This is a genomic window from Achromobacter sp. KK8, assembly GCF_054188005.1.
Genome location: NZ_CM135178.1, coordinates 3,518,880 through 3,542,563, shown reverse-complemented (window position 1 = coordinate 3,542,563; position 23,684 = coordinate 3,518,880). Strand labels below are relative to the sequence as shown.

Annotated in this window: 21 protein-coding genes; 8 read left to right on the top strand and 13 right to left on the bottom strand. The window is 67.0% G+C overall.

The annotated features are described in order from the left end of the window. Nucleotides 1-75: 75 nt before the first annotated feature. Both glnE and ACVN9Z_RS16325 read left to right on the top strand, forming a co-directional pair. The gene (gene glnE, locus ACVN9Z_RS16330) at nucleotides 76-2,841 is read left to right on the top strand and encodes a bifunctional [glutamate--ammonia ligase]-adenylyl-L-tyrosine phosphorylase/[glutamate--ammonia-ligase] adenylyltransferase (protein WP_054514803.1); all 2,766 of its coding nucleotides are present in this window, start codon (nucleotides 76-78) and stop codon (nucleotides 2,839-2,841) included. A gap of 98 nt (nucleotides 2,842-2,939) precedes the next feature. Then, entirely contained in the window at nucleotides 2,940-3,614 is a 675-nt protein-coding gene (locus ACVN9Z_RS16325; RefSeq protein ID WP_006387813.1) for an epoxyqueuosine reductase QueH, read from the top strand. A gap of 36 nt (nucleotides 3,615-3,650) precedes the next feature. Here ACVN9Z_RS16325 and ACVN9Z_RS16320 read toward each other — a convergent pair whose 3' ends face one another. From ACVN9Z_RS16320 to ACVN9Z_RS16275, 10 genes are all read right to left on the bottom strand, one after another. Further along, the gene (locus tag ACVN9Z_RS16320; RefSeq protein WP_006387812.1) at nucleotides 3,651-4,622 is read right to left on the bottom strand and encodes an AraC-like ligand-binding domain-containing protein; all 972 of its coding nucleotides are present in this window, start codon (nucleotides 4,620-4,622) and stop codon (nucleotides 3,651-3,653) included. Nucleotides 4,623-4,771: 149 nt separating this feature from the next. Further along, nucleotides 4,772-5,344, bottom strand: coding sequence for a c-type cytochrome (locus ACVN9Z_RS16315; RefSeq protein WP_458212400.1), 573 nt, complete (start codon nucleotides 5,342-5,344; stop codon nucleotides 4,772-4,774). Continuing rightward, on the bottom strand, nucleotides 5,341-5,856 hold the full coding sequence (locus ACVN9Z_RS16310) for a methylamine dehydrogenase light chain (RefSeq protein ID WP_006387810.1): 516 nt from the start codon (nucleotides 5,854-5,856) through the stop codon (nucleotides 5,341-5,343). Before ACVN9Z_RS16310 ends, ACVN9Z_RS16315 begins: the two co-directional genes overlap by 4 nt. Beyond that, a complete protein-coding gene (gene mauD / locus ACVN9Z_RS16305; protein ID WP_026384884.1) occupies nucleotides 5,840-6,478 on the bottom strand; it encodes a methylamine dehydrogenase accessory protein MauD in 639 nt (212 codons plus the stop codon). Before mauD ends, ACVN9Z_RS16310 begins: the two co-directional genes overlap by 17 nt. Before the next feature lie 20 nt (nucleotides 6,479-6,498). Then, the gene (locus ACVN9Z_RS16300) at nucleotides 6,499-7,056 is read right to left on the bottom strand and encodes a MauE/DoxX family redox-associated membrane protein (protein WP_020926901.1); all 558 of its coding nucleotides are present in this window, start codon (nucleotides 7,054-7,056) and stop codon (nucleotides 6,499-6,501) included. Beyond that, the gene (locus ACVN9Z_RS16295; RefSeq protein ID WP_049054996.1) at nucleotides 7,053-8,243 is read right to left on the bottom strand and encodes an amine dehydrogenase large subunit; all 1,191 of its coding nucleotides are present in this window, start codon (nucleotides 8,241-8,243) and stop codon (nucleotides 7,053-7,055) included. The genes ACVN9Z_RS16300 and ACVN9Z_RS16295 overlap by 4 nt, the downstream gene beginning before the upstream one ends. A gap of 31 nt (nucleotides 8,244-8,274) precedes the next feature. Further along, nucleotides 8,275-9,156: a transporter gene (locus ACVN9Z_RS16290; protein ID WP_024068328.1), complete on the bottom strand. Its 882-nt coding sequence runs from the start codon at nucleotides 9,154-9,156 to the stop codon at nucleotides 8,275-8,277. A gap of 68 nt (nucleotides 9,157-9,224) precedes the next feature. Further along, nucleotides 9,225-10,733, bottom strand: coding sequence for an aldehyde dehydrogenase family protein (locus tag ACVN9Z_RS16285; protein ID WP_458212399.1), 1,509 nt, complete (start codon nucleotides 10,731-10,733; stop codon nucleotides 9,225-9,227). Between the two features lie 166 nt (nucleotides 10,734-10,899). Next, nucleotides 10,900-11,889 (bottom strand): quinone oxidoreductase family protein, encoded by a 990-nt coding sequence (locus ACVN9Z_RS16280; protein ID WP_006387805.1) that lies wholly within the window; start codon nucleotides 11,887-11,889, stop codon nucleotides 10,900-10,902. A 63-nt stretch (nucleotides 11,890-11,952) separates the two neighbouring features. Next, complete coding sequence (locus ACVN9Z_RS16275) at nucleotides 11,953-12,933, bottom strand: DMT family transporter (RefSeq protein WP_006387804.1); 981 nt, start codon at nucleotides 12,931-12,933, stop codon at nucleotides 11,953-11,955. Nucleotides 12,934-13,030: 97 nt separating this feature from the next. On the opposite strand from ACVN9Z_RS16275, the gene ACVN9Z_RS16270 reads away from it, so the two are divergent. From ACVN9Z_RS16270 to ACVN9Z_RS16250, 5 genes are all read left to right on the top strand, one after another. Then, nucleotides 13,031-13,921 (top strand): DMT family transporter, encoded by an 891-nt coding sequence (locus tag ACVN9Z_RS16270; protein ID WP_458212398.1) that lies wholly within the window; start codon nucleotides 13,031-13,033, stop codon nucleotides 13,919-13,921. Nucleotides 13,922-13,951: 30 nt separating this feature from the next. Continuing rightward, a complete protein-coding gene (locus tag ACVN9Z_RS16265; RefSeq protein WP_049051813.1) occupies nucleotides 13,952-14,452 on the top strand; it encodes a MarR family winged helix-turn-helix transcriptional regulator in 501 nt (166 codons plus the stop codon). Nucleotides 14,453-14,557: 105 nt separating this feature from the next. Continuing rightward, nucleotides 14,558-15,985: an efflux transporter outer membrane subunit gene (locus ACVN9Z_RS16260; RefSeq protein WP_026384881.1), complete on the top strand. Its 1,428-nt coding sequence runs from the start codon at nucleotides 14,558-14,560 to the stop codon at nucleotides 15,983-15,985. 20 nt (nucleotides 15,986-16,005) lie between these two features. After that, on the top strand, nucleotides 16,006-17,265 hold the full coding sequence (locus ACVN9Z_RS16255) for an HlyD family secretion protein (RefSeq protein ID WP_458212397.1): 1,260 nt from the start codon (nucleotides 16,006-16,008) through the stop codon (nucleotides 17,263-17,265). Between the two features lie 12 nt (nucleotides 17,266-17,277). Next, nucleotides 17,278-18,897 (top strand): DHA2 family efflux MFS transporter permease subunit, encoded by a 1,620-nt coding sequence (locus ACVN9Z_RS16250; protein WP_458212396.1) that lies wholly within the window; start codon nucleotides 17,278-17,280, stop codon nucleotides 18,895-18,897. A 57-nt stretch (nucleotides 18,898-18,954) separates the two neighbouring features. Here ACVN9Z_RS16250 and ACVN9Z_RS16245 read toward each other — a convergent pair whose 3' ends face one another. The 3 genes from ACVN9Z_RS16245 to ACVN9Z_RS16235 all read right to left on the bottom strand — a co-directional run bounded on the left by ACVN9Z_RS16245 (nucleotide 18,955) and on the right by ACVN9Z_RS16235 (nucleotide 22,673). Next, entirely contained in the window at nucleotides 18,955-19,935 is a 981-nt protein-coding gene (locus ACVN9Z_RS16245) for a hypothetical protein (RefSeq protein WP_006387798.1), read from the bottom strand. 2 nt (nucleotides 19,936-19,937) lie between these two features. Next, nucleotides 19,938-21,005, bottom strand: coding sequence for a tartrate dehydrogenase (locus ACVN9Z_RS16240; RefSeq protein ID WP_006387797.1), 1,068 nt, complete (start codon nucleotides 21,003-21,005; stop codon nucleotides 19,938-19,940). Nucleotides 21,006-21,149: 144 nt separating this feature from the next. Continuing rightward, nucleotides 21,150-22,673: a helicase HerA-like C-terminal domain-containing protein gene (locus ACVN9Z_RS16235; RefSeq protein WP_054508427.1), complete on the bottom strand. Its 1,524-nt coding sequence runs from the start codon at nucleotides 22,671-22,673 to the stop codon at nucleotides 21,150-21,152. A gap of 159 nt (nucleotides 22,674-22,832) precedes the next feature. Here ACVN9Z_RS16235 and ACVN9Z_RS16230 point away from each other — a divergent pair, with 159 nt between their 5' ends. Beyond that, the gene (locus ACVN9Z_RS16230; RefSeq protein WP_006387795.1) at nucleotides 22,833-23,564 is read left to right on the top strand and encodes a YebC/PmpR family DNA-binding transcriptional regulator; all 732 of its coding nucleotides are present in this window, start codon (nucleotides 22,833-22,835) and stop codon (nucleotides 23,562-23,564) included. Nucleotides 23,565-23,684 lie beyond the last annotated feature (120 nt).

The window sequence follows — 23,684 nt, the reverse complement described above, 5'->3', positions numbered from 1 at the left end:
GGGCAGGAGAATAGTCTTGCGGTATCGTCCCCACTTATACCTGAAACGCGTCCATTCGTCTCCCGTCCGATCGCCATGTCCATGCCCGCCCTGTTCGCCCCCGCCCTTGCCTGGTCCGGCCACCTGCGCCGCCGTCTCGATGCCCATCCGGACCTGGCCGCGTGGCTGGAAGACGCCGTACGGGAACCCGTCACGCGGGAACGGCTGGCGCACTGGCAGGCCGAGCTGGCCGGCCCCGGCGCGCCGGACATCCTGCCGGTGGAATTGTGCCGCCAGGTGCTGCGCAAATTGCGCGAGCGGGTCTTCAGCACGCTGATCGTGCGCGACCTGGCCGGCCAGGCGCCGCTCGAGGAAGTGGTGGGCGCGATGACGGCGCTGGCGGATGCCGCGGTGGCCGCCGCCTATCGCAGCGTGGCCGCCGAATTGGCCGAGGTGCACGGGGTGCCGCGCGACCCGGCCACCGGCCTGCCCCAGGAAATGCTGATCGTGGGCATGGGCAAGCTGGGCGGCGCCGAACTGAACGTTTCCTCCGACATCGACCTGATCATGCTGTACGGCGAGGAAGGCGACACCGATGGCCCGCGCCGCATCAGCCACCACGAGTTCTATGGCCGCCTGACGCGGCGCATGATGCCGGTGCTGTCCGAGGTCGACGCCAACGGCCAGGTGTTCCGCACCGATCTGCGCCTGCGTCCCGACGGCGACGCCGGCCCGCTGGCCTGGAGCCTGGACGCGCTGGAGCACTATCTGATCGGCCAGGGCCGCGAATGGGAACGCTACGCATGGCTCAAGGCGCGCCTGATGCCGGCGCAGGCGTTCGAGGGCAGCAACAACGAGGCCCAGGCCCGCCAGCTGGAAAGCCTGCGCGTGCCCTTCGTCTACCGCAAGTATTTCGACTTCGACGCCTTGGCCGCCCTGCGCGCCCTGCGCGAGCGCATCCGCCAGGACTGGCAGCGGCGGGCCTCGGCCCGCAACGGCATCGACAGCGCCAACAATATCAAGCTGGGCGATGGCGGCATCCGCGAAATCGAATTCGTGGTGCAACTGGCGCAATTGATCCGCGGCGGCCGCATGCCGGCACTGCAACAGCGCGGACTGTTGCCCGCCCTGCACGCCGAATGCGTCGCCGGCCTGGTTCCGGCGCAAGACGCGCGCCGCCTGGAGGATGCCTACCGGTTCCTGCGCCGCACCGAACACGCGCTGCAATACCGGGAAGACGAACAGACCCATCTCCTGCCGGGCGACCCGGCGCTGCGCGCCGGATTGGCCGCCGCCCTCGGCATGAGCGCGCAGGATTTCGAAACCACGCTGGCGGCGCATCGCCAGTTCGTCTCGCAGACCTTCCGCAACGTATTCCGCATGGTCGGCATGGACAAGGCGGACAGCGCCGATGCCACCGAAGAAACCACCGCGGACGAAAGCGACGAGCAATGCGAACTGGCCGAGCAGATCCGCCAGGCCTTCGGCGAGCAGGCCGACGACCTGCTGCGCCGCACCGAAACGCTGCTGGGCAGCCATCGCGTGCGCAGCCTGCCCGAAAGCAGCCGGCGCCGCATGGAAACGCTGCTGCCGGCCGCGCTGCGCGCCGCCCGCCAGACCGACGCGCCGCTGGACGCGGCGGTGCGCCTGTTCGACCTGATCGAGAAAATCGCCCAGCGCAGCGCCTATCTGGCCCTGCTGGCGGAATACCCCGACACCCTGGCGCGGGTCGCGCGCATGGTCGCGGCCAGCCCGTGGGCGGCCCAGTACCTGACGCAGCATCCGCTGCTGCTGGACAGCCTGATCGACTGGCGCACGCTGTTCGAACCGCTGGATTTCGCCCAGATCGCGCGCCAGTTGTCCGCCGACCTCGACGCCTGCCGCCTGCCCGATGGCGATCCCGACATCGAGCGCCAGATGAACCTGATGCGCGACGTGCAGCGCCAGGCCAGCTTCCAGTTGTTGGCGCAGGACCTGGAGGGCGAGCTGACGGTCGAAAAGCTCGCCGACCAGCTATCCGCGCTGGCCGACCTGCTGCTGACGGAAACCATCCGCCGCACCTGGCCGCTGGTGAACAAGGTCGCGGGCGCCGAACCGCGTTTCGCCGTGATCGCCTACGGCAAGCTGGGCGGCAAGGAACTGGGCTACGCCTCCGACCTGGACCTGGTGTTCCTGTATGACGATGCGCGCGAGGACGCCGCCGAGGTCTACGCCAAGCTGGGCCGCCGCATGACCTCCTGGCTGTCGACCATGACCTCGTCGGGCCGGCTGTATGAAGTCGACCTGCGCCTGCGCCCGGACGGCGACGCCGGGCTGCTGGCGGTATCGGTCGAAGCCTTCGAGCAGTACCAGCAAAAGCACGCCTGGGCCTGGGAACACCAGGCCCTGACCCGCGCCCGCTACGCATCCGGCGATGCCGCGGTCGGCCAGCGCTTCGAGCAGATCCGCGAAGCCATCCTGGTAATGCCGCGCGATACCGCCAAGCTGCGCGAGGAAGTGCTGGCGATGCGCCAGAAGATCAACGCCGGCCATCCGAACAGCACCGACCGGTTCGATCTCAAGCACGACGCCGGCGGCATGGTCGACGTGGAATTCGTGACCCAGTACCTGGTGCTGAGCCATGCCGGCACCCACCCGGTGCTGGTGCGCAACCTGGGCAACATCACCCTGCTGCGGCTGGCCGGCGAGGCCGGGCTGATCGATCCGGCGTTGGCCGCGCGCGCGGGCGATGCCTACCGCACGCTGCGGCGCGTGCAGCACCAATTGCGCATGCAGGGGGTGGAAAAGGCGCGCGTGGCGCCGGACCAGTTGCAGGCCGAGCGCACGGCCGTGCGCGAACTGTGGGATGCGGTGCTGGGCTGAACAACGGGGGACGCCCCCTCCCCGTGCCACGCGCCACCCGCCGTCACGGCAACTCGGCGTAAAATAAGGGGTTTTCCGCCTCATTGCCCGCTTTGACCATGTCCGAATTCGTGCGCCCCAAACTCGACCTGCCCGTCGGCCGCAGCAAGGTGCTGTTGCACTCGTGCTGCGCGCCCTGTTCCGGCGAAGTCATGGAAGCCATGACGGCTTCCGGCATCGACTACGCGATCTACTTCTACAACCCGAACATCCATCCGGTCAAGGAATACGAGATCCGCAAGCAGGAGAACATCCGCTTCGCCGAGCAGCACGGCATCGAATTCATCGACGCCGACTACGACATGGACAACTGGTTCGAGCGCGTCAAGGGCATGGAAGACGCGCCCGAGCGCGGCGAGCGCTGCACCGCCTGCTTCGACATGCGCTTCGAGCGCACCGCGCTGTATGCCCACGAGCATGGCTTCGACACCATCACCAGCTCGCTCGGCATTTCGCGCTGGAAGGACATGAACCAGATCAACGGCTGCGGCGAACGCGCGGCCGCGCGCTACGACGACCTGGTCTACTGGACCTACAACTGGCGCAAGGGCGGCGGCTCGTCGCGCATGATCGAGATCAGCAAGCGCGAGAACTTCTACCAGCAGGAATACTGCGGCTGCGTCTATTCGCTGCGCGACACCAACCGCCATCGTCGCGCGCAGGGCCGCGAGCGCATCCACATCGGCGTGAAGTTCTACGGCAAGGAAGACCTGATCAACGCGGAAGAGCTTTAAGGCCTGCGTGGGTCCGCGCCGGCCCCACCCGGCCGCTCAGTCCGGCTCGTCCGTCCGGCGTCCCTGGCGCCGGTATTCCGACGGCGACACCCCATAGCGATTGCGGAACGCGTGGCTGAAGCGCGCCGCGTCCGAGAACCCATGCCGGAAGGCGATCTCGCCGATCTGCCGCGCGGTCTGTGCGGCGTCGGCCAGCATGTCGCGGCAACGCTCCAGCCGCGCGCCGAGAATGAAGTCGGCCGGCGTGGTGGCCGCCTGCGCGAACAGGTTGTACAGATAACGCCGCGACACGCGCAGCGCCTCGGCCGCCGTTGCCGGCGACAGATCGGGGTCATGCAGGTTCTCGATCAGGTACTGCTGCACCCGCCGCAATTGCGCCTGCCGCAATTCAGCGGGGTCTTGCGCCCCGCCCCCGCCCGCCCGCTCACTGATGTCGAGCCCCATCATCTGCATCACCGCGTTGGCGGCGTCGCGCGCGGCGCTTTCGGACAGGTGCGCGTGTTCGCTCAGGGCCACCCGCAGCAGATCCATGGCCATCCGGCCGCAACCATGGCGCGCGCTGAAACTGCGCGCCACGGCGTTGCGCATGGCCGGCAGCCAGGCTTCGGACTGCTTGGCGGGCACCTGCATCACCAGGAAATGCGCATTGTCGTCGACATCGACCTCGTACGGCCGGGTGGTGTCGTAGATGCCCCATTCGCCCGGCATCAGCAAGGCGGTGCGCGCGGCCTGGCGGATTTCACTGCGGCCGTCGAGCTGCAGCGTCACCTTGTAGCCGGACGCTTCGGCCCGCTCGGCCAGCAGCCGGGTGCGCCGCACGCGCTGGGCCCCCGTGCGCATTTCGCAGATCTGCATCCATCCCAGCGCATCCACCGCCACGCTGCTGCGAAAGTGCTTGGGATCGGCGGCCGACACTTCCAGCGGCACGAACGTGTTGCTGATGTTTTCCTTCCAGCTGGCGCAATCCAGGAACTGCTGGGGCGCGCTGCGTACGAGGGGGGGTGACATGGCGACTCCGGCGCGCGGCATGGAACAAGTGGCGGTCTTCTTTCTATCACCGAGCCCCGGGCGCGGAGTATCGGTGACAACCCCTAGGGCGCAACCGCAATCCAGCATGCCGGGCACCCTCCGCGCCGGCGCTCCCGACAATGCGCGCCTCAGGGCTTGCGGGCGCTGCCATACGAATAGTTGGACAGGGCAAAACCCAGCGCCCCCAACTCACGCGCCAGGCCGTGGCGTACCGGCACCACATCGTCGTATCGGCGTGGCCGGGCCGCCGCCACCTCGCTTTCGGTGTACGGGCGGAACCCTGCCGGCAGTTGCGCCGGGCTGAAGGTGTGGAGCAGCCAATTCAGCACGTTCGCCAATTCGGCGTTGTTCAATTGTGAATAGGCGGCGCCCGGCACCCGGATGAGGTATTCGCGGCCCGCGGGCAGGTGCGTGAACGCGCCCACCGAATTGCGGAAATCGGGAATGCCGTGCGGTGTGCTGCCGCGCCCGTCGACCCGATGGCACCCTGCGCATTGCAATATGTAGTCGGCGCGAGCGGCCTGCCACAGCGCACCCGCGCCGGCCGCGCCCGGGGCGTCTGGCGCCGCCGCGGAGACGGCATCGCCGGCGGCCGCGCCGAAGGACATGGCCGCCGCCCCGATGGCCATGGCACAGGCGAACGCAACCCCGGCGCCCCGCCGCCGCGCCCCGCCGCGAGCCCTTGCCGCCGCGACGTTCATGGCTTCTTCTTGGCCAACCCCACGATGACGGAGGTGGTGCAATGGAAGATGGACGATTCGTTCGACATGCACCAGTTGACGTCGTTGTGCAGGAACATCTGGTAGCCGGGCCGCTCGCGCTCGGCCGAGGCGCACATGCACTTGCCGCAGGCGGTCTTGCCGCAGCAGTCGTTGTAGCTGATGAGATAGTCCTTGCCATCGAGCGGGTTGTGGCAGGTTCCCACCCACGATACCGCCGACGGCGAGGTGCCCGGCGGGCATGAGGTCATGCTGCCACCGCAGCATGAGCACAGAAAGCCGTCCACCGCGCAATAGCGCCAGTAGTCGCAAGCGGTCTCGTCGGTCTGCGGCTTCCTGGCCGCCGCGGGCGCCGAGCGGGCCACCGGCAGCACCGGCACCAGGAAGGCGGTGCCGACCAGCACGCGGCCGATGCGGTTGAGCACGCTACGGCGCGAGGTGGTGTGGGCGACGGAGCGCGTGACGCGCTCGCCAAGCTTATCCAGCCAGAGCATTGCCGTTCTCCTTGCGTGAAACACGGGTTTCCTGCAGCGCGCTCCCGGCCAGGAATTCCTGTACCGAGGCCACGCCCAGTTCCTTGGCCGTGAACAGGCTTTCGAGCTGCTCGCGGGAATTGATCAGGCCCTTGGCGCGGATCACGCCGGACTCGTCGATCAGCACGGCATAAGGCAGCTTGCTGATCTGGAACTTCATGCCGAGTTCGGTCGACAGCAGGTAGGGAAAACGCTCCAGGCCGGCCTGGCGGTAGAACGCCAGGTGCTCGGGCATCTCGCCGTCGCTGGCCAGCACGATGCGCAGCCAGGCGCTCTCGGTGCTCGCCACAGACTTCAGGATGGGCAACAGCTTCTTGCACACCGGGCAGGTCGGCGACAGGAAGAACAGCAACTGGCTGTGCTGGCCGCGTTCGCCGATGGTCAGGCGCCGCCCCAGCAGGTCGGCCAGCTCGAACCGCGGCGCGGCCTCGCCCACCGCCGGCCCCTTGTCCATGGTCAGGGCCCCCATCGGCGCCACCCGTTCGTACAGCACGCCGATCTGGCGCGACAGCGCCAGGATGACCAGCAGCAGGCAGAGCACCACGCCCCACAGCAGAAAATTGGAAATGATCAAGGCTTCCATATCGTGTCTCTCCGTTGTTCCTAGATGTGCAGCTGCCGCAGCTTCAGGTGCGAGGCCAGCAGGTGATTGGCGGTGAAGTAAAGGGCCACGGCGCTCATCGCCAGGCCGAACACCGAGGCGGCGTCGGCCCACTGCAGGCTGCGCGACGCGCCCTGCGCCGCGGCGAAAACCGGCAGCGTCCACAACGCCAGCAAGGCGTTGCGCGGCACCATCCACCACGACAGGCCGGCGCCGCGCGCCGCCGCGCCGCGCATGGCGGGACCGCCGCAGCCGCAATCGATGTCGCGGCGGCCGCGTGCCAGGTTCACCGCCACGCCGGCGGTGGCCAGCGCCAGCACCAGCAGCGCCAGCGCCGCCCCCGGCGAACGCAGGCCGGGTACCAGCAGCAAGGCGCCAGCCAGCGCTTCGGCGAGCACATAGCCCCAGGCAAACAGGCCACCGAACGCTGCCGGCACGATCTCATAGGCCTGCACGGCGGCGGCAAACGCGGCCATGTCCTTGAGCTTTTCCAATGCCCCCAACAGCAGCACGCAGGCCAGCGCGGCGCTGGCGGCATAGAGCAGGACGGGATCGGTCATGGCGTGCCTCCCGGTTGCGGTTCGACCTGCAAGGCGGTTTCACCGGCGCCCTGGATGGTGCCCTTGAACACCGGTGCGGCCGGCGCCGCGTCGTAGACGTTGACGTTGCCGCCGTCGATGGTGAACAGGCGCGGCTTGTCGTCCTGCGACACCGACATCGACAACGCGTTCTTGCCCGGGATGCGCGCCAATCGCTTGTGCGTGGCCAGGTCGTAGACCCAGATCTCGGCCGCCGGCGTCTTGTGCGACCCCTCGGCGCCATTCGGATGCATGCCCACGTACAGCCGCTTGCTGGCGCGGTTCACCGCCAGCAGGTTGTAGCCGCCGGGGCGCCAGCCGCGATCCTTGCCGGAAGCGTCCAGCAGCGACCAGCGCTCGCCGAAGCGGGCCTCGGCGCCGCTGAAGTCGGCGCTGTAGACGTTGCCGTTGTACGAGACGAAATAGAAGGTGTCGCCCAACCGGTCGGTATGGGTGAAGATCGGGTCCTTCTCCACCTCGAACATCGGCTTGCTGCGCTGCTGGCCGGATGGCTTGCCGGCGGCATCAAGGTCGACCGTGACGAAAGAGCCGTCGCCGCAGATGCTGGCGAAGCTGCGCGGCCGCGATGGCGGCACGATGATGCTCCAGCAGCCCGCCGCCGCGGTCACTTCGTCGGCGAACTTGCGCGTCTTCAGGTCGACCACCGTCACCGACGACGCGGGCGTGGCGTTCTGCACGAACAGCAGGCCGCCGTCCGAACTCTGCTGCAGGTAATTGCGGTAATTCAACGCCTGCGCGCGCTTCTCCGGGATGGGCACCTCGTACTTGGGCGTCAACGTCTCGGCATCCCAGGCCTCGACCACGTCGGTGCGCTTGCCCCGATTCAGGCGCTCGTAGTAGGTGGTCATGATGTAGATGTCCTTGCCGTCCGCCGACACCGTCATGTGGCCGTTGAACGACGAGGGCACCAGCCCCAGGAATTTCATCGTATCGCCGTCATAGATGTTGATGCGGCTGTCGACCAGGTGGTTGAACACCGCATCCATCACGTACAACCGATGCGGCGTGGCCGGCGGCAGGCGCGTGCCGCCCTTGAGTTCCTCGACCGGCAGGTCGGCGCGGGCAAGCCCGGCCGCGGCGGCCAGCGCCGCGCACAGCGCCCACTTGCCGGCCCGCCCGGCGCTGCCCTTGGCACAAAGCGCAATCATTGGCTCTCTCCTGGTGTCATGTCCATTGCTCCTAGAAGGCGTAGACGTAGCGCATCTGCACGCCCCGCATGCGCGGGCCGTTCTCGACCTTCAGGTCGTGGATGTACTGCATCTGGATCTGGTTGGCGTCGTTGATCTGGTGGGTAAGCTCCAGCGCCAGCTGGTGGTTGCGCGCGCGGCTGGTCACGGTTTCGCCGCTGGAGCGCTCGCGCCCGCCGGTCTCATAGCGGTAGCGTATGCCCGTATAGGTGTCGGGCGTGAGGTTGGTGGAAGCCAGCGCAAAGAAGCGGAAGGACGGATCCTTCTTGAGCGTCTGGCTCATCCAGTCGGTGTTGCGTCCGTAGATTTCCACTTCGGCGATGGCCTCGAGGAAGGTGGACTCGCCCACGCCCTTGACGAACGAAAAGTCCTGGACCGTGGACCAGCGATTCTTGCCTGGCGAGGTGTCGGGGCGCGAACCGTCGTAGCGGCCAAGCGGCACCACCACGAAAGGTTCCCAGGCGAACCAGGTCTTGGTCTGCTCATTGTTGTAAAGCCAGATCGCGGAACCCAGGGTAACGTCGCCGATACCGGTCTGGCGATCACGCGAGGCGCCCGGCATCTCCATGGTGGTGCGCGACATCGGCACGATGAACTCCAACTGCACGGTCTTGCCGAACAGTTCGCGATAGTGCATCTGGCGGTAGATCAGCGCGTCCACGTCCACCGAGGCGCCGTCGACGCGCTTGCCGGCCGAGTACAGCCCGGACGAACGCAGTCCGGACAGGTAGCCGGCGATGATATTGGTGCCCACCGGCGCGGGTATCCAGTCGCGCGCGCTGGGATCTCCGGCCCATGCCGTCTGCGCCATCGCCAGGCACGCCAGCAGCAATGCTGTGCGCGCCCGGGCCCGGCAAATGGTCTTGCCTGCCATGCACTTCCCCTTGGTTGCGCGGCCTGCGCGCGCCGGTATCTCCCGGCTTGTCCCGCGCGGCCGTCAGTCTAATAAGCGATACAAACGGACTTCTTCTCCAGGTACAGATCGAGGACGGCGCGGCCATGTTCACGGCCGACACCGGACTGCTTGAAACCTCCGAACGGCATGTTCGGGTCCAGCATGTTGTGGGTGTTGATCCAGAGCGTGCCCGCGTCGATGCGCGGAATCAGCCGCTGGACCCGCGCCAGGTCGTTGCTCCAGAGACTGGCGCCCAGCCCGAAGGCGCTGTCGTTGGCCAGCCTCACGGCGTCGTCCAGCGTGTCGAAGGACTGGGCCACCACCACCGGCCCGAAGATCTCCTCGCGGGCGATGCGGGCGTCCTGCGGCAGATCCGCGAACACGGTCGGCCGCACGAAATAGCCGCCGCCCTCGCCCGCCTCGCCGCCGGCCAGCACCTTGCCGCCTTCGGCGCGGCCGATACCGATGTAGTCCATCACGCGTTGCTGGTGGCGGGCCGACACCAGCGGGCCGACCTGCGTATCCGGGGCAAAGCCGGAACCCAGCTTCATGCCGCTGGCCAGGTCGGCCAGCCGCTCCACCACCTTGCCGTACAAGCCTTTCTGCACATACAAGCGCGAGCCGGCGGTACAGACCTGTCCCTGGTTGAAGAAGATCGCGGCGGCGGCTCCCTGTGCCGCCACATCCGCATCGCAGTCATCGAGCACGATGACGGGCGATTTGCCGCCCAACTCCAGCGAGACGCGCTTCATGTCGTCCATGGCGGCGCGGCCGATGAGCTTGCCGACTTCGGTGGAGCCGGTGAAGGCGATCTTGTCCACGCCGGGATGCGCAACCAGCGCCGCGCCAGCGGTCTCGCCACGGCCGGTTACCACGTTGACCACGCCCGGCGGGAACCCCGCCTCCAGCACCAGTTCGGCCAGGCGCAAGGCGGTCAGCGGGGTTTCCTCGGCCGGCTTGAGCACCACCGTGCAACCGGCGGCCAGCGCCGGCGCGATCTTCCAGATCGCCATCAGCAGCGAAAAATTCCACGGAATGATCGCGGCCACCACGCCCACCGGCTGCGGCAGTGTGTAGGCGCTGTACTTCACCCCGGGCGGGAACGGGATCGACAGGGCCAGCGTGTCGCCGGTCAGCTTGGTGGCCCAACCCGCCATGTAGCGCAGCCATTGGGCGCCGGAGCCAACCTCCAGGCCCTGCGCCACGCCCAGCAGCTTGCCGTTGTTCAGGGTCTCCAGGCGCGCCAGTTCCTCGCCATGGCGTTCCACCAGGTCCGCCAGGTTCAGCAGCAGGCGCTCGCGTCCGGCCGGCAGCATCTCGTGCCAAGGGCCACCGGCGAACGCCCGGCGCGCGGCCTGCACCGCCAGGTCGACCTGCGCCGCGCCAGCGTCCAGCTGCATGGCGATGATCTCGCCGGTTGCCGGATCGTGGACGGGAATGGGATCGCCCTGCCCCTCGCGCAGCGGCTTGCCGTCGACGATCATGTATTCCCGGATGGCAGCCAATTCCGGACGGCCGGTGGCGGAAACGCTGGCGGAGGGGCGGGCGGACGACATGCGAAAGCTCCAACGGATAGTGTCGGGCCAGCATAGCAACGGCCCATCGCGTTCGCTTGTCCGCCCGTGCATGGCGATTTGTCCCGGTGCGCACGGCCCAAAAAAAAGCGGGGCGCTCGCTGCGCCCCGCCTTGTCAATCGCACGCCCCCCGGGGGGCGCGCCGGATCAATCCAGCATCAGCACGGTGGCGCCGGTGGTCTTGCGCGAGGCCAGCGCGGTCTGCGCTTCGCCCGCCTGTTCCAGGCCGTAGCGCTGGTCGATACGCACCTTGATCTTCTTCTTCAGGACCAGGTCGAACAGCTCATCCGAGGCGGCCTGCAGCTTTTCCAGCGTGTTGACGTGCACGCCCAGCGACGGCCGCGTCACGTACAGGCTGCCCTTCTGGTTCAGGATGCCCAGGTTGACGCCCGCCACCGGACCGGACGCATTGCCGAAGCTGACCATCAGGCCGCGCGGCTCGATGCAGTCCAGCGAGGTTTCCCAGGTGTCCTTGCCGACGCCGTCGTACACCACCGGCACCTTCTTGCCGCCGGTCAGGGCCAGCACGCGCTCGGCGACGTTCTCGCGCGAGTAGTCGATGGTTTCCCAGGCGCCGTTGGCGCGCGCCAGCTCGGCCTTCTCGGGGCTGGAGACGGTGCCGATCAGCTTCACGCCCAGGGCGCGCGCCCATTGGCAGGCGATCAGGCCGACGCCGCCCGCGGCGGCGTGGAACAGGATGGTCTCGTTGCCTTGCAGGCGGTAGGTCTGGCGGAACAGGTACTGCACGGTCAGGCCCTTGAGCATCACCGCCGCCGCTTCGTCGAAGCCGATGCCCTTGGGCACCTTCACGACCTGGTTGGCCGGCACGTTGCGGGCCTTGGCGTAGGCGCCGATGGGGCTCTGGCCATAGGCCACCCGGTCGCCCTTTTTCAGGTGCTTGACGTCGGCGCCCACGGCGGTGACCACGCCAGCGCCTTCGAAGCCCAGGCCATGCGGCAGCGGATGGGGATACAAGCCCGTGCGGAAATAGATATCGATGAAGTTCAGCCCGGCCGCATGCTGGTCGATGGTGACCTCATTGGCGGCCGGCGGCGGCACTTCGACTTCGACCAGTTTCAGGACTTCGGGACCGCCATGCTGCTCGATACGGATTGCCTTGACGAGATTGCTGGCCATGCTGGCCTCCTTTCATTGGATTGTTGCGACGCAAGCTTGAGAATCAAACGGGAAGCCCGGACTTCAACGCGGAGCAGCGTTGCCGCCGGGCGCGGCGGGCGAAGGCCTGGCGGCCCCGCCCCCCATCAATACGAATACACCCGCCAGTACCAGCGCGGTCCCGGCCATCTGCCAGACCGTGATGGGCTCTTGCAGGAACCACGACGCCAGGAACAACACCGACACCGGCCCCAGCATGCCCAGGAGCGAGGCGGTCGGCGCGCCGATCAGCGCCACCGCCCACATCAGCATGAAGACGGGCACCACCGTGTTCAGGGTGGCGTGGATGATCGAGTAGCCGTACACGCCCATCGGCTGGACCAGCACGGAGGCGGGATGGATCACGAAGAACTGCACGATGCAGGCCACGCAGGACACCAGCATGGCATAGGCCACCAGCCGCGTGGGTCCGACGCGCTTGATCAGCTCCCCGGAACAGATCAGGTACACAGAATAGCTGAGCGCCGAACCGAAAACGAACAAAGACCCTGACAACACCTCGGCGGAGCCGCCGAAGCTGAGGTCATGGGCAAAAACCAGCACCACGCCGGCGTATGACAGCGTCATTGCCAGCCACTGGCGGCGCTCGACCGGGCGCTTGAACCAGAACGCCGAAATCAGCACCACCAGCGACGGCGACAGGAACAGGATCAGCCGCTCCAGGCTGGCGGTGATGTAGCGCAGGCCGAGAAAGTCCAGGAAACTGGACAGGTAATACCCGAGCAACCCCAGCAGGCAGACCTGCAGGCGCTCTTTCCAGGTCATGACGACGATCTCGCCGCGCGCCGCCAGGCGCGACTGGTGCCAGGCCACGGCCGCGAAAAACGGCATGGCGAACAACATGCGGAAAGCGATGAGGGTGACCGCGTCGATGCCGTAGCGGTAGGTGAACTTGACGACGATGGCCTTGGCCGAAAACAGGATGGCGCCAAGCGCGGCCATGAAGAACCCGGCCGCGCGGCTGGAGGGGCGGGAGACCGGCAAAAGCTTGGCAATACGATTCATGCGATGATTTTAGATTCAGCACCACGGGATTTGCACGCCCGCGCGCTTTTTTTAGCCACTTGCCCAGCCTTCCCCACGCCCTGCCGTCCCATTGCGAATGACCCGACACCGCGCCCTCACCTACATCCACATCGCCGCCGTCCTGTTCGGCCTGACCGGCGTCTTCGGCGAACTGATCCAGGCCAGCGCGGCGGTCATCACATTGGGCCGGGCGGTCTTCGCGATCATTTCGCTGGGGCTTTTTGCCCGCATGCGGCGGCGCCCGCTGCTCGGCGCCCTGACGCCGGCCCAGTTGTTCGTGCTGGTGATCGCGGGCGCCCTGCTCGCGGCCCACTGGGTCACCTTCTTCATTTCGGTGAAAGTGGGCGGGATCGCCATCGCCACCTTGGGCTTTGCCAGCTTTCCCGCCTTCATCACGCTGTTCGAGGGCCTGATCTTCCGTGAGCGCGTGCGGCTGGCCGAATGGTTGCTGCTGGGGCTGGTCACCGCCGGCCTGGTGCTGGTCACGCCGTCGTTCGACCTCGCCGACCAGGGCACCATCGGCCTGGCCTGGGGCCTGCTGTCGGGCCTGACCTTCGCGCTGCTGGCCCTGAGCAACCGCCGCTCGGCCTCGGGCATGGATCCGATGCAGGTAGCCTGCTGGCAGAACCTGGTGGTGGCACTGGTGATGCTGCCATTCGCCATCGGCCAATTGCCCGCCCTGCCCGCCATGGACTGGTTCTGGCTGGCATTGCTGGGCGTGTTCTGCACCGGCCTGTCGCATTTCCTGTTCGTTTCCAGCCTGACGCGGCTGAACGCGCGCAGCGCCGGCCTGGTGATCGCGCTGGAGCCGGTGTACGCCATCGCCTTCGCCTGGATCCTGTTCAGCCAGCAGCCGACCGTGCGCATGATGGCCGGCGCGGCCCTGATCGTGGCCGCCATCGTCTGGTCCGGCCTGCGCAAGACCTCTGCTCCCCTGACGGAAAGCGAGCCTGGAAAGCAGCCTTGACAATTACTGTCTAGGCAGTAAAATTCGCGGATGAACGCCCCGCCCCGCCCTGATTCCTCCGAAAATCCGATCCATTATCGCGGCGACACGCGCTGCATGATGGAAGAGAACGCCGGCTACCTGATCAAGCTCGTCGCCAACTCCCTGAACCGGATGCTGGACCAGGAAATGGCTCCGCTCGATCTCACCGCCATGCAGTGGCGCCCCATCGCCATGGTCTCCCTGGGCCGTGCCGACACGCCCGCCGAGCTGGCCCGGCTCAACGGGGTGGACACCGGCGCCATGACGCGCACGCTCGATCGGCTCGAGGCCAAGGGCCTGCTGCGCCGCGCCCGCAGCCAGCAAGACCGGCGCGTCGTGAAAATCGAACTGACCGAACTGGGCGAAGCCAAGGCGCGCGAAATCCCGCCCAATATCGCCCATGTGTTGAACCATCATCTGCGCGGCTTTTCCGCTGACGAAGTCACGCAACTGATGCACTTCCTGCGCCGCATGATCGCCAACGGTTCCGCCTCCGCCCCCGAACGCTGACGGCGTCGGCCGGCACCGCCCCACCCCTGTAAAAGGGGTTTTATTTGACGTAATATTTGCCTAGGCAAATACAGATTAATCAATTACTTTCAGCAGATTGTCAGGATGAAACGCCTTCTTTCTACCGCATTAGTGTTGGCGTTGAGCGGTTGCGCCCTGATGGAACCCGGCCCCGAGCCGGTGGCCGCCCTGAATGAAGCCAAGCTGGGATTGACGGGCCAGGCCGTGGCCTGGCCCGAAACGAAATGGTGGCAGCGCTACGGCGACAGCCAGCTCGACACGCTGATGGACGAGGCGCTGGCCAACAGCCCCTCCATGACCGCAGCGCAGGCCCGCCTGGCCAAGGCCAACGCGGCCGTCAGTACCGCCCGCGCCCCGTTGATGCCGCGCGTCGACGCCAACTACACGCTTAACCGCGAGCACCTGTCCGCCGACTACATCTATCCGGCCCCGCTCGGTGGCTCGGTGGTCAGCGAAAACCGCCTGGCGCTGGACTTCAGCTACGAGCTCGATTTCTGGGGCAAGAATCGCTCGCACCTGAAGGCCGCCGTCTCGCAGCAGGCCGCCGCCGAAGCCGACGCCCAGGCCGCGCGCAACGTGCTCGCCAGCGCCACCGTGCGCGCCTACCTCAATCTGCAGGACGCCTTCGCCCAGCGCGACGTCATCAAGCGCGTGCTGGCCCAGCGCGAGGAAGTGCTGTCGCTGACCCGCGGCCGCTATTCCGCCGGCCTGGACACCCAGGTCGAGGTCAAGCAGGCCGAGTCGTCGCTGGCCGCCGGCCAGGTCGAGCTGACCCAGACCGAAACCACGCTGGCGCAACTGCGCAACCAGGTCGCGGCGCTGGCGGGCGCCGGTCCGCAGCGCGGTCAGTCGCTGGTGGCAACGGCGCTGACCGCCCCCGCCGGCGGCGTGCCCGCCAGCGTGCCGCTGGAGCTGCTGGGCCACCGCCCCGACGTGGTCGCGGCGCGCTGGCGCGCCGAAGCTGCCCGGCACCAGATCGACAGCGCCCGCGCCGAGTTCTATCCCAACGTCAATCTGGTGGCTTTCGCCGGCTTCCAGGCGATCGGCACCGGCAACCTGCTCGGCGCCGCCGCCCGCACCGCCGGCATCGGCCCCGCCATCACCCTGCCGATCTTCCACGGCGGCGAATTGAACGCCAACCTGGCCAGCCGCCGCGCCGACGCCGACCTGGCCGTGTCCGACTACAACCAGACCGTGCTCGATGCCGTGCACCAGGTCGCCGACGCGCTCGACGGCCTGCGCCTGCTGGAACAGGAAAGAGCGCAGCAGCGCCAGGCGCGCGAAGCCATCGAGGCGGCCTATGAACTGGCCGTCAATCGCTACAAGGCGGGCATGGGCAACTACCTGACCGTGCTGATCGCGCAGACCGGCGTGCTGACGCAGGCGCGACTCGACACCGACCTGCGCATCCGTGCCTACCAACTCGATGCCAACCTGGCCAACGCGCTGGGCGGCGGCTATGCGCCCGCCCCCGCGACCGACGCCGCGCCCGCCACGAATTCCACTCATTGAACGCTCCGGATTCAGACGTCATGAACGCAGCCACTCCCACGACCAATCCCGCCCGCAAACGCCTGCTGCTGATCGCGACCGGCGTTTTCATCCTCATCGCGATCGCCTACGGCATCTGGTGGGCCCTGTTCGGCGCCCACTTCGAGAGCACCGACGACGCCTACGTGCACGGCAACCTGGTGCAGATTACGCCGCAGGTGCCCGGCACCGTGGTGGCCATCGAGGCCGATGACACCGAGACCGTCGCGGCCGGCCAGCCGCTGGTGCGCCTCGATCCCGCCGACACGCAGGTCGCCCTGCAGCAGGCCGAGGCCAAGCTGGCGCAGACCGTGCGCCAGGTCCGCACCTACTATGTCCAGAACGATGCGCTGGCCGCCGACGTCGACCTGCGCAACGCCGACATCCTGCGCGCCCAGGCCGAACTGACCCGCGCCCAGAGCGACGTCAGCCGCCGCCAGCAGCTGGCCAAGTCGGGCGGCGTCAGCGGCGAGGAAATCCTGCACGCCGAAGCCGCGCTGAAGACCGCGCAATCGGGCCTGGCCCAGGCCCGCGCGGCGCTGGCCGCCTCGCGCGCCAAGCTGGCGACCAACCAGGCACTGACCCAGGGCACCACGGTGGCCGACCACCCCGACGTGCGCCAGGCCGTGGCCGGCCTGCGCAACGCCTGGCTGGCGCAATCGCGCACGGTGCTGCCGGCCCCCGTCGGCGGCGTCGTCGCCCGCCGCAGCGCGCAGGTGGGTCAGCGCGTGGCGCCCGGCGCCGCGCTCGTGACCGTGGTGCCGCTGGACCAGGTCTGGGTCGAAGCCAACTTCAAGGAAGGTCAGCTGCGCAAGATGCGCGTCGGCCAGCCGGTCAAGATGGTCGCCGACCTGTACGGCAGCTCGATCACCTATCACGGCACTGTCGAGGGCCTGGATGCCGGCACCGGCAGCGCCTTTGCCCTGCTGCCGGCCCAGAACGCCACCGGTAACTGGATCAAGGTGGTGCAGCGCGTGCCCGTGCGCATCAAGCTCGATCCCGAAGACCTGAAAACGCACCCGCTGCGCGTGGGCCTGTCGATGGATGTGGAAGTCGACGTCGGCAAACAGGAAGGCGAAGCGCTGACGGCCGCCACCCGCAAGGAACCGGCCTGGTCGACACGCGCCTTCGAACCCGCCCATGACGAGCTCGACGCCATGATCCAGAAAATCATCCAGGCCAACCTCGCCTCCGACGAATTCACCCCGCAGGCGGACGCCTCGCCCGTGGCCAAAGCCGGCTTGGCGCGCGGCGCCAAGTAAGGGAGCGCTCCCATGAGCACCACCGCGCAGCCCGCGGTCGGCGGCGCCCCCGCCGAACCCACCGTACTCCCGCCGGGCACCTACCCGCCGCTGGAGGGCGCCACCCGCATCATCGGGTCGATCGCCCTGTCCACGGCGGTGTTCATGAACGTGCTGGACACCTCGATCGCGAACGTGTCCATTCCCACGATCTCCGGCGACCTGGGCGTCAGTTCCAGCCAGGGCACCTGGGTCATCACCTCGTTCGCCGTGGCCAACGCCATCACCGTGCCGCTGACCGGCTGGCTGACGCAGCGGTTCGGCCAGGTCCGGCTGTTCCTGATCTCCACGCTGCTGTTCGTGCTGGCCTCGTGGCTGTGCGGCTTCTCGCCCTCGCTCGAAGCGCTGATCGCCTTCCGCGTGCTGCAAGGCGCGGTGGCCGGGCCGATGATCCCGCTGTCGCAAACATTGATGCTTGCCAGCTTTCCCAAATCCAAGGCCGGCATGGCATTGGCGGTTTGGTCCATGACGACACTGGTCGCGCCGGTGGCGGGGCCGCTGCTGGGCGGCTGGATCTCCGACAACTACACCTGGCCGTGGATCTTCTACATCAACGTGCCGGTGGGCCTGCTGGCCGCGTGGATCAGCTGGCGCATCTATGGCAATCGCGAATCGCTGACCCGCAAGCTGCCGATCGACAAACTCGGCCTGGTGCTGCTGGTGGTGTGGGTCGGCGCCTTGCAGATCATGCTCGACAAGGGCAAGGAACTGGATTGGTTCGCCAGTCCCACCATCATTGCGCTGGCGGCGATCGCCTTCGTCGCGTTCGTCTTTTTCCTGATCTGGGAACTGACGGATGCGCATCCGGTGGTGGACCTGCGCCTGTTCAAGGTCCGTAACTTCACGGTGGGCGCGCTGACCCTGGCGGTGGCGTACGGCGTGTTCTTCGGCAATGTGGTGCTGCTGCCCCTGTGGCTGCAGAGCTACATGGGCTACACCGCCACCTATGCCGGCCTGGTGACCGCGCCGGTGGGGCTGCTGGCCATCCTGCTCACACCCATGGTGGGCAAGATGCTGGCCACGCGCGACCCGCGCCAGATCGTCACGGTGGCATTCCTGATCTTTGCGCTGGTCTGCTTCATGCGGTCCGGTTTCAATACGCAGACCGATGTGCGCACGCTGATGGTCCCCACCATCATCCAGGGCGCGGCCATGGCGGCGTTCTTCGTGCCGCTGACCTCGATCACGCTGTCCAGCATCGAACCCTGGCGCATACCCGCGGCCTCCGGCCTGTCGAACTTCCTGCGCCTGACGGCCGGCGCATTCGGCACCTCGATCGCCACCACGTTGTGGGAAAACCGCGCCACCCTGCACCACGCACAGCTGACCGAAGTCGCCAAGCCCGGCCAGCAGGCCTTCGACCAGACAGTGAACGTGCTGCAGAACAGCGTCGGCATGTCGCACTCGCAGGCGCTGAGCACCGTGGACCGGATGATCAACTCGCAGGCCTTCACCATGTCGGCGGTCGACGTCTTCTACGCCTCGGCGGTGATCTTCCTGCTGCTGACCGGACTGGTATGGTTCGCACGGCCCCGCTCGGCCAAGGCGGGTGGTGGCGGCGGCGCCGCGGAAGCCGCGGCAGGCGCTCACTGAACGGCGCCACGCCCGCGAAACACGCGAAAAAAAGCCCGGCGAGCGCCGGGCTTTTTTTCAATTCTTGAGAAGCGCCTGCCAATTCTGCCGCTCGATCACCTCCGGCGGCAACGCGCTCACCGGCGACAGGTTGATCACCGACACGCCCCGGCCGCGCCACTGCTGCGCGGCAAAACGGAACGATGGCTCGATCAGGCGGGCGAAGTTGCGCACCAGGCGGCTGGTTTGCGGCGTGGCGCCCTCATCGTAGAAACGCATGCCGTGCTGCAATGTCAGGTCGAGACCATGCAAGTAGACCTTGCGCGCTCCGCCCGAGATCAATACCTGCAACGCCACATAGGCCACCGTATCGGCATCGAACACGCCCAGCGACGCGTCGAAGCTGTAGCCCAACCCTTGCTTGGCATCCAGCAATTGAAGGTCGGGCGATGCCGCCACCATGCGCTTGAGCACCGCCGGCGCGGCGCTGCGCTCGTAGGCGCGCTCCGAGATCAGCTCGATGATGCAGATGCGGCAACGGATGAGATCCTGCGGAATGCCCTGCATGATGTAGCGCAGGACTTCCGGCAACACATACAAGGTCAGGTCGCAAGCGACGATTTCACGCACCAGGTCGATGCGATCACGCACGAAATTCTGGTCGATGATGCAGTAGTACTTGAACGGCAACTTGAACTTGCGAGCCAGCGCGATCGAGCCATTGACGCCCATCGCCGTCCGGATATCCAGGCGGTCGTATGGAATCTGCGCAATGGAGGGTCCGCTCAGGATCAGGTGCACCTCTGCGTCCGCCGGGTCATAGCCCTGCTGCAGCGGGGTAATGGGAAAGGTGCGTCCGAACGCCCGAAAACCGCAGATCACGCCCGCCGGATCGCGCCAGATCCGCACGAACGGCCACAGGTGCTGGTTGTGTCGCTGCGTGCGCGAGCGAAGCATGCGAAACAGCTTGCGGGCGAAGCGGTCGGCCCGGCTCCCGCCCACCGGCGCGGGCGGAGCGGCAATCGAATCGACCACGTTATCGGCCCCTGGCTGATGCATCGCTACGCCGTGGGAATCAGCGACGCGATGGCGTCGCCCACTTCGGCCGTGGACGCGCTGCCCTTCATGTCGCGTGTGCGCGGGCCATCGGCCAGCACGGTTTCGATGGCGCGAACCACCGCCGCCGATGCGTCCGGATAACCCAGGAAATCCAGCATCAGCGCGCCGCTCCAGATCTGGCCGATCGGGTTGGCGATGCCCTTGCCGTAGATGTCGGGCGCGGATCCATGCACCGGTTCGAACAACGACGGAAACTTGCGCTCGGGATTCAGGTTGGCCGACGGGGCGATGCCGATCGTGCCGGTGCAAGCCGGGCCGAGATCGGACAGGATATCGCCGAAAAGATTGGAAGCCACGACCACGTCGAACCAGTCAGGATGCTGCACGAAATGCGCGCACAGAATGTCGATGTGATATTTGTCCCAGCGGACGTCGGGGAAGTTCCCGGCCATGTCGGCCACGCGTTGGTCCCACCACGGCATCGAGATCGAAATGCCGTTGGACTTGGTTGCCGCGGTCAAGTGCTTGCCGCGCTTGCGGGCCAGTTCGAAGGCGAATTTCAGGACCCGCTCGGCGCCGACGCGGGTGAACACGCTTTCCTGGATGACCACCTCGCGCTCGGTGCCGCCGAACAGTACGCCACCGCTGTTCGAATACTCGCCTTCGGTGTTCTCACGGACGATGAAGAAATCGATCTCGCCCGGCTTGCGATCGGCCAGCGGCGACGGCACCCCGGGCATCAGGCGCACCGGGCGCAGATTGATGTACTGGTCGAATTCGCGACGGAACTTGAACAGCGAGCCCCAGAGCGCTTCATGATCGGGCACGGTGGCGGGCCAGCCGATGGCGCCGAAGAAAATCGCCTCGTGCTGGCCGATCTGCTGCTGCCAGTCGTCCGGCATCATCTTGCCGTGCTTGGCGTAATAGTCGCAGCTCCAGTCGAAATGATCCCACTGGAAATCGATGCCGAAGCGCGTCGCGGCGGCCTCAAGCACCTTCAAGCCTTCCGGCACGACCTCCTTGCCGATGCCATCTCCTGGAAGTACTGCAATCTTGTGTTTTGCCACCACGCTTTCCTTTGGATTTCCGGGTTATATCGCCCAGAATCATAGGCATAAATGGTGCCAACGCAACACCCCCAGTTACAAACAACACAATACCTCGGGTTACAACACGCGGGGGCCCGAATTTGTCCTAAAAATGGAATACAGCGTTCAGCGGCGGGATTTGGATCCCAGCAGGGACCCCAGGATGCCCCGGGCCAATTGCGTCGCGATCGAACGGGCCGTGCTCTTGGCGAAGGTCTGCACCACGCCGTCGCGTTTGCCGCCACGCGGTCCGGTCGAGCCAAACAGCACGTCATTCAGGCTGTCCATGAGACCACCGCCCTGCTTCTCGGCCGGCGCGCCCCCCGCCGTTGGCGTGGGCGCGGCCTTCCCGGGCGCCTGATCGGCTGGCGCCGCGGCGCGTCCGGCCAGCACTTCGTAGGCGGATTCGCGGTCGATGGCCTTGTCATATTTGGCCGACATGGGACTGCCCTGGCGCAAGGCCTGGCGCTCGGTGTCGGTGGCCGGCCCGATGCGGCTGGCCGGCGGCACGATCCAGGCGCGCTCGGTCGGCATCGGCCGGCCCTTGGCATCCAGCAGCGACACCAGCGCTTCGCCCACGCCCAGTTCAGTGATGGCCGCCTCGATATCCAGCCCCGGATTGGGCCGCATGGTCTGGGCCGCGGTCTTGACGGCCTTCTGGTCGCGCGGCGTGAAGGCCCGCAGCGCGTGCTGCACCCGGTTGCCCAGCTGGCCCAGCACCGTGTCCGGGATGTCCAGCGGATTCTGCGTGACGAAATACACGCCCACGCCCTTGGAACGGACCAGGCGCACCACCTGCTCGATCTTGTTCAGCAGCGCGGGCGGCGCGTCGTTGAAAAGCAAGTGCGCTTCGTCGAAGAAGAACACCAGCTTGGGCTGGTCGGGATCCCCCACTTCGGGCAGCTTCTCGTACAGGTCGGCCAGCAGCCACAGCAGGAAGATCGCGTACAGCCGCGGCGCCTGCATCAGCTTGTCGGCGGCCAGCACGTTGACGATGCCGCGGCCCTGGGCGTCGGTGCGCATCAGGTCGGCCACGTCCAGCATGGGTTCGCCGAAGAATTTCTCGGCGCCTTGTGACTCCAGCGCCAGCAGGCTGCGCTGGATCGCGCCGACGCTGGCCGCCGACACATTGCCGTAACGGGTCTTCAGTTCGGCGGCGCGATCGGCGACGTTCTGCAGCATGGCGCGCAGGTCTTTCAGGTCCAGCAGCAACTGGCCTTCGTCGTCGGCCACCTTGAAAACCAGGGTCAGCACCCCTTCCTGGGTATCGTTCAGTTCCAGGATGCGCGCCAGCAACAGCGGGCCCATGTCGGTAATGGTGGCCCGCACCGGCGTGCCCTGCTCGCCGAACACGTCCCACAGCGTGACCGGGCTGGCGCCCCACGCCGGCTCCGACAGGCCCAGGTTTTTCAGGCGTTCCTGCAATTTGGGACTGGCCACCCCCGCCTGCGAGATGCCGGTCAGGTCGCCCTTGACGTCGGCCATGAAGACCGGCGTGCCGATGCGGGAAAAGGACTCGGCCAGCACCTGCAGGGTGACGGTCTTGCCCGTCCCCGTGGCGCCGGTGATACAGCCGTGGCGATTGGCCAGGGCCGGCAACAGGGCCAGCTCGGTCTGGGCGTTCTTGGCGATGACGATGGGGTTGGGCATGGACTGCTCTCCGGACCGGAATGACTCAGATGCCCAAGTGTAGAGCCTGCCGCGGCGCTTGTGCGCGTGGCAATATGGACACAGGCGGTCGGCAGCCGGGCGCACCGGCCGCCGGCACGGTAAAATGCCCGTTTTGCAGACAATTTATCCTGGGAAGCCATGGCCGGACACAGCAAATGGGCCAATATTCAGCACCGCAAAGGCCGCCAAGACGCCAAACGCGGAAAGCTCTGGACCAAGATCATTCGTGAAATCACCGTGGCGGCGCGCGCCGGCGGCCCCGACCCGGACAGCAATCCGCGCTTGCGCATGGCCTGGGACAAGGCCACCGACGCCAACATGCCCAAGGACAACATCCAGCGCGCCATCCAGCGCGGCGCGGGCGGCGCGGACGGCGACGCCTACGAGGAAGTCCGCTACGAAGGCTACGGCATCGGTGGCGCGGCGGTCATCGTCGACTGCATGACCGACAACCGCACCCGCACCGTGGCGGAAGTGCGCCACGCCTTCGCCAAGAACGGCGGCAACCTGGGCCAGGAAGGCTCGGTGGCCTTCATGTTCAAGCACTGCGGGCAGTTCGTGTTCGCTCCCGGCACGCCGGAAGACCAGGTCATGGAAGCCGCCCTCGAGGCCGGCGCCGAAGACGTCACCACCGATGAGGAAGGCGTGATCGAAGTGGTCTGCGCCCCGGCCGACTACGCCGCCGTGCGCAAGGCCTTCGACGACGCCGGCCTGAAGGCCGAAGTCGACGGCATCGTCATGAAGGCCCTGAACGAAACCGAACTGGCCGGCGAAGACGCCATCAAGATGCAGAAACTGCTCGACGCCCTCGAAAGCCTGGACGACGTGCAGGAAGTCTATACGACCGTCATTTTCGACGAAGCGCAATAATTTTCCGCAGTCTTGTCGACGCTGCTTTTCCACGCAGTTTTTCCATTACCCGGCGCGCCGCAGGCCTGGCCTTCCCCGCGCCCCGCTGTCACCGGATCCGGGCCCGCCCGGATCCGTGGC

Coding starts and splice junctions, on each gene's coding strand:
- glnE (WP_054514803.1), top strand. CDS start 76: ATGTCCATGCCCGCCCTGTTCGCCCCCGCCCTTGCCTGGTCCGGCCAC.
- ACVN9Z_RS16325 (WP_006387813.1), top strand. CDS start 2,940: ATGTCCGAATTCGTGCGCCCCAAACTCGACCTGCCCGTCGGCCGCAGC.
- ACVN9Z_RS16320 (WP_006387812.1), bottom strand. CDS start 4,622: ATGTCACCCCCCCTCGTACGCAGCGCGCCCCAGCAGTTCCTGGATTGC.
- ACVN9Z_RS16315 (WP_458212400.1), bottom strand. CDS start 5,344: ATGAACGTCGCGGCGGCAAGGGCTCGCGGCGGGGCGCGGCGGCGGGGC.
- ACVN9Z_RS16310 (WP_006387810.1), bottom strand. CDS start 5,856: ATGCTCTGGCTGGATAAGCTTGGCGAGCGCGTCACGCGCTCCGTCGCC.
- mauD (WP_026384884.1), bottom strand. CDS start 6,478: ATGGAAGCCTTGATCATTTCCAATTTTCTGCTGTGGGGCGTGGTGCTC.
- ACVN9Z_RS16300 (WP_020926901.1), bottom strand. CDS start 7,056: ATGACCGATCCCGTCCTGCTCTATGCCGCCAGCGCCGCGCTGGCCTGC.
- ACVN9Z_RS16295 (WP_049054996.1), bottom strand. CDS start 8,243: ATGATTGCGCTTTGTGCCAAGGGCAGCGCCGGGCGGGCCGGCAAGTGG.
- ACVN9Z_RS16290 (WP_024068328.1), bottom strand. CDS start 9,156: ATGGCAGGCAAGACCATTTGCCGGGCCCGGGCGCGCACAGCATTGCTG.
- ACVN9Z_RS16285 (WP_458212399.1), bottom strand. CDS start 10,733: ATGTCGTCCGCCCGCCCCTCCGCCAGCGTTTCCGCCACCGGCCGTCCG.
- ACVN9Z_RS16280 (WP_006387805.1), bottom strand. CDS start 11,889: ATGGCCAGCAATCTCGTCAAGGCAATCCGTATCGAGCAGCATGGCGGT.
- ACVN9Z_RS16275 (WP_006387804.1), bottom strand. CDS start 12,933: ATGAATCGTATTGCCAAGCTTTTGCCGGTCTCCCGCCCCTCCAGCCGC.
- ACVN9Z_RS16270 (WP_458212398.1), top strand. CDS start 13,031: ATGACCCGACACCGCGCCCTCACCTACATCCACATCGCCGCCGTCCTG.
- ACVN9Z_RS16265 (WP_049051813.1), top strand. CDS start 13,952: ATGAACGCCCCGCCCCGCCCTGATTCCTCCGAAAATCCGATCCATTAT.
- ACVN9Z_RS16260 (WP_026384881.1), top strand. CDS start 14,558: ATGAAACGCCTTCTTTCTACCGCATTAGTGTTGGCGTTGAGCGGTTGC.
- ACVN9Z_RS16255 (WP_458212397.1), top strand. CDS start 16,006: ATGAACGCAGCCACTCCCACGACCAATCCCGCCCGCAAACGCCTGCTG.
- ACVN9Z_RS16250 (WP_458212396.1), top strand. CDS start 17,278: ATGAGCACCACCGCGCAGCCCGCGGTCGGCGGCGCCCCCGCCGAACCC.
- ACVN9Z_RS16245 (WP_006387798.1), bottom strand. CDS start 19,935: ATGCATCAGCCAGGGGCCGATAACGTGGTCGATTCGATTGCCGCTCCG.
- ACVN9Z_RS16235 (WP_054508427.1), bottom strand. CDS start 22,673: ATGCCCAACCCCATCGTCATCGCCAAGAACGCCCAGACCGAGCTGGCC.
- ACVN9Z_RS16230 (WP_006387795.1), top strand. CDS start 22,833: ATGGCCGGACACAGCAAATGGGCCAATATTCAGCACCGCAAAGGCCGC.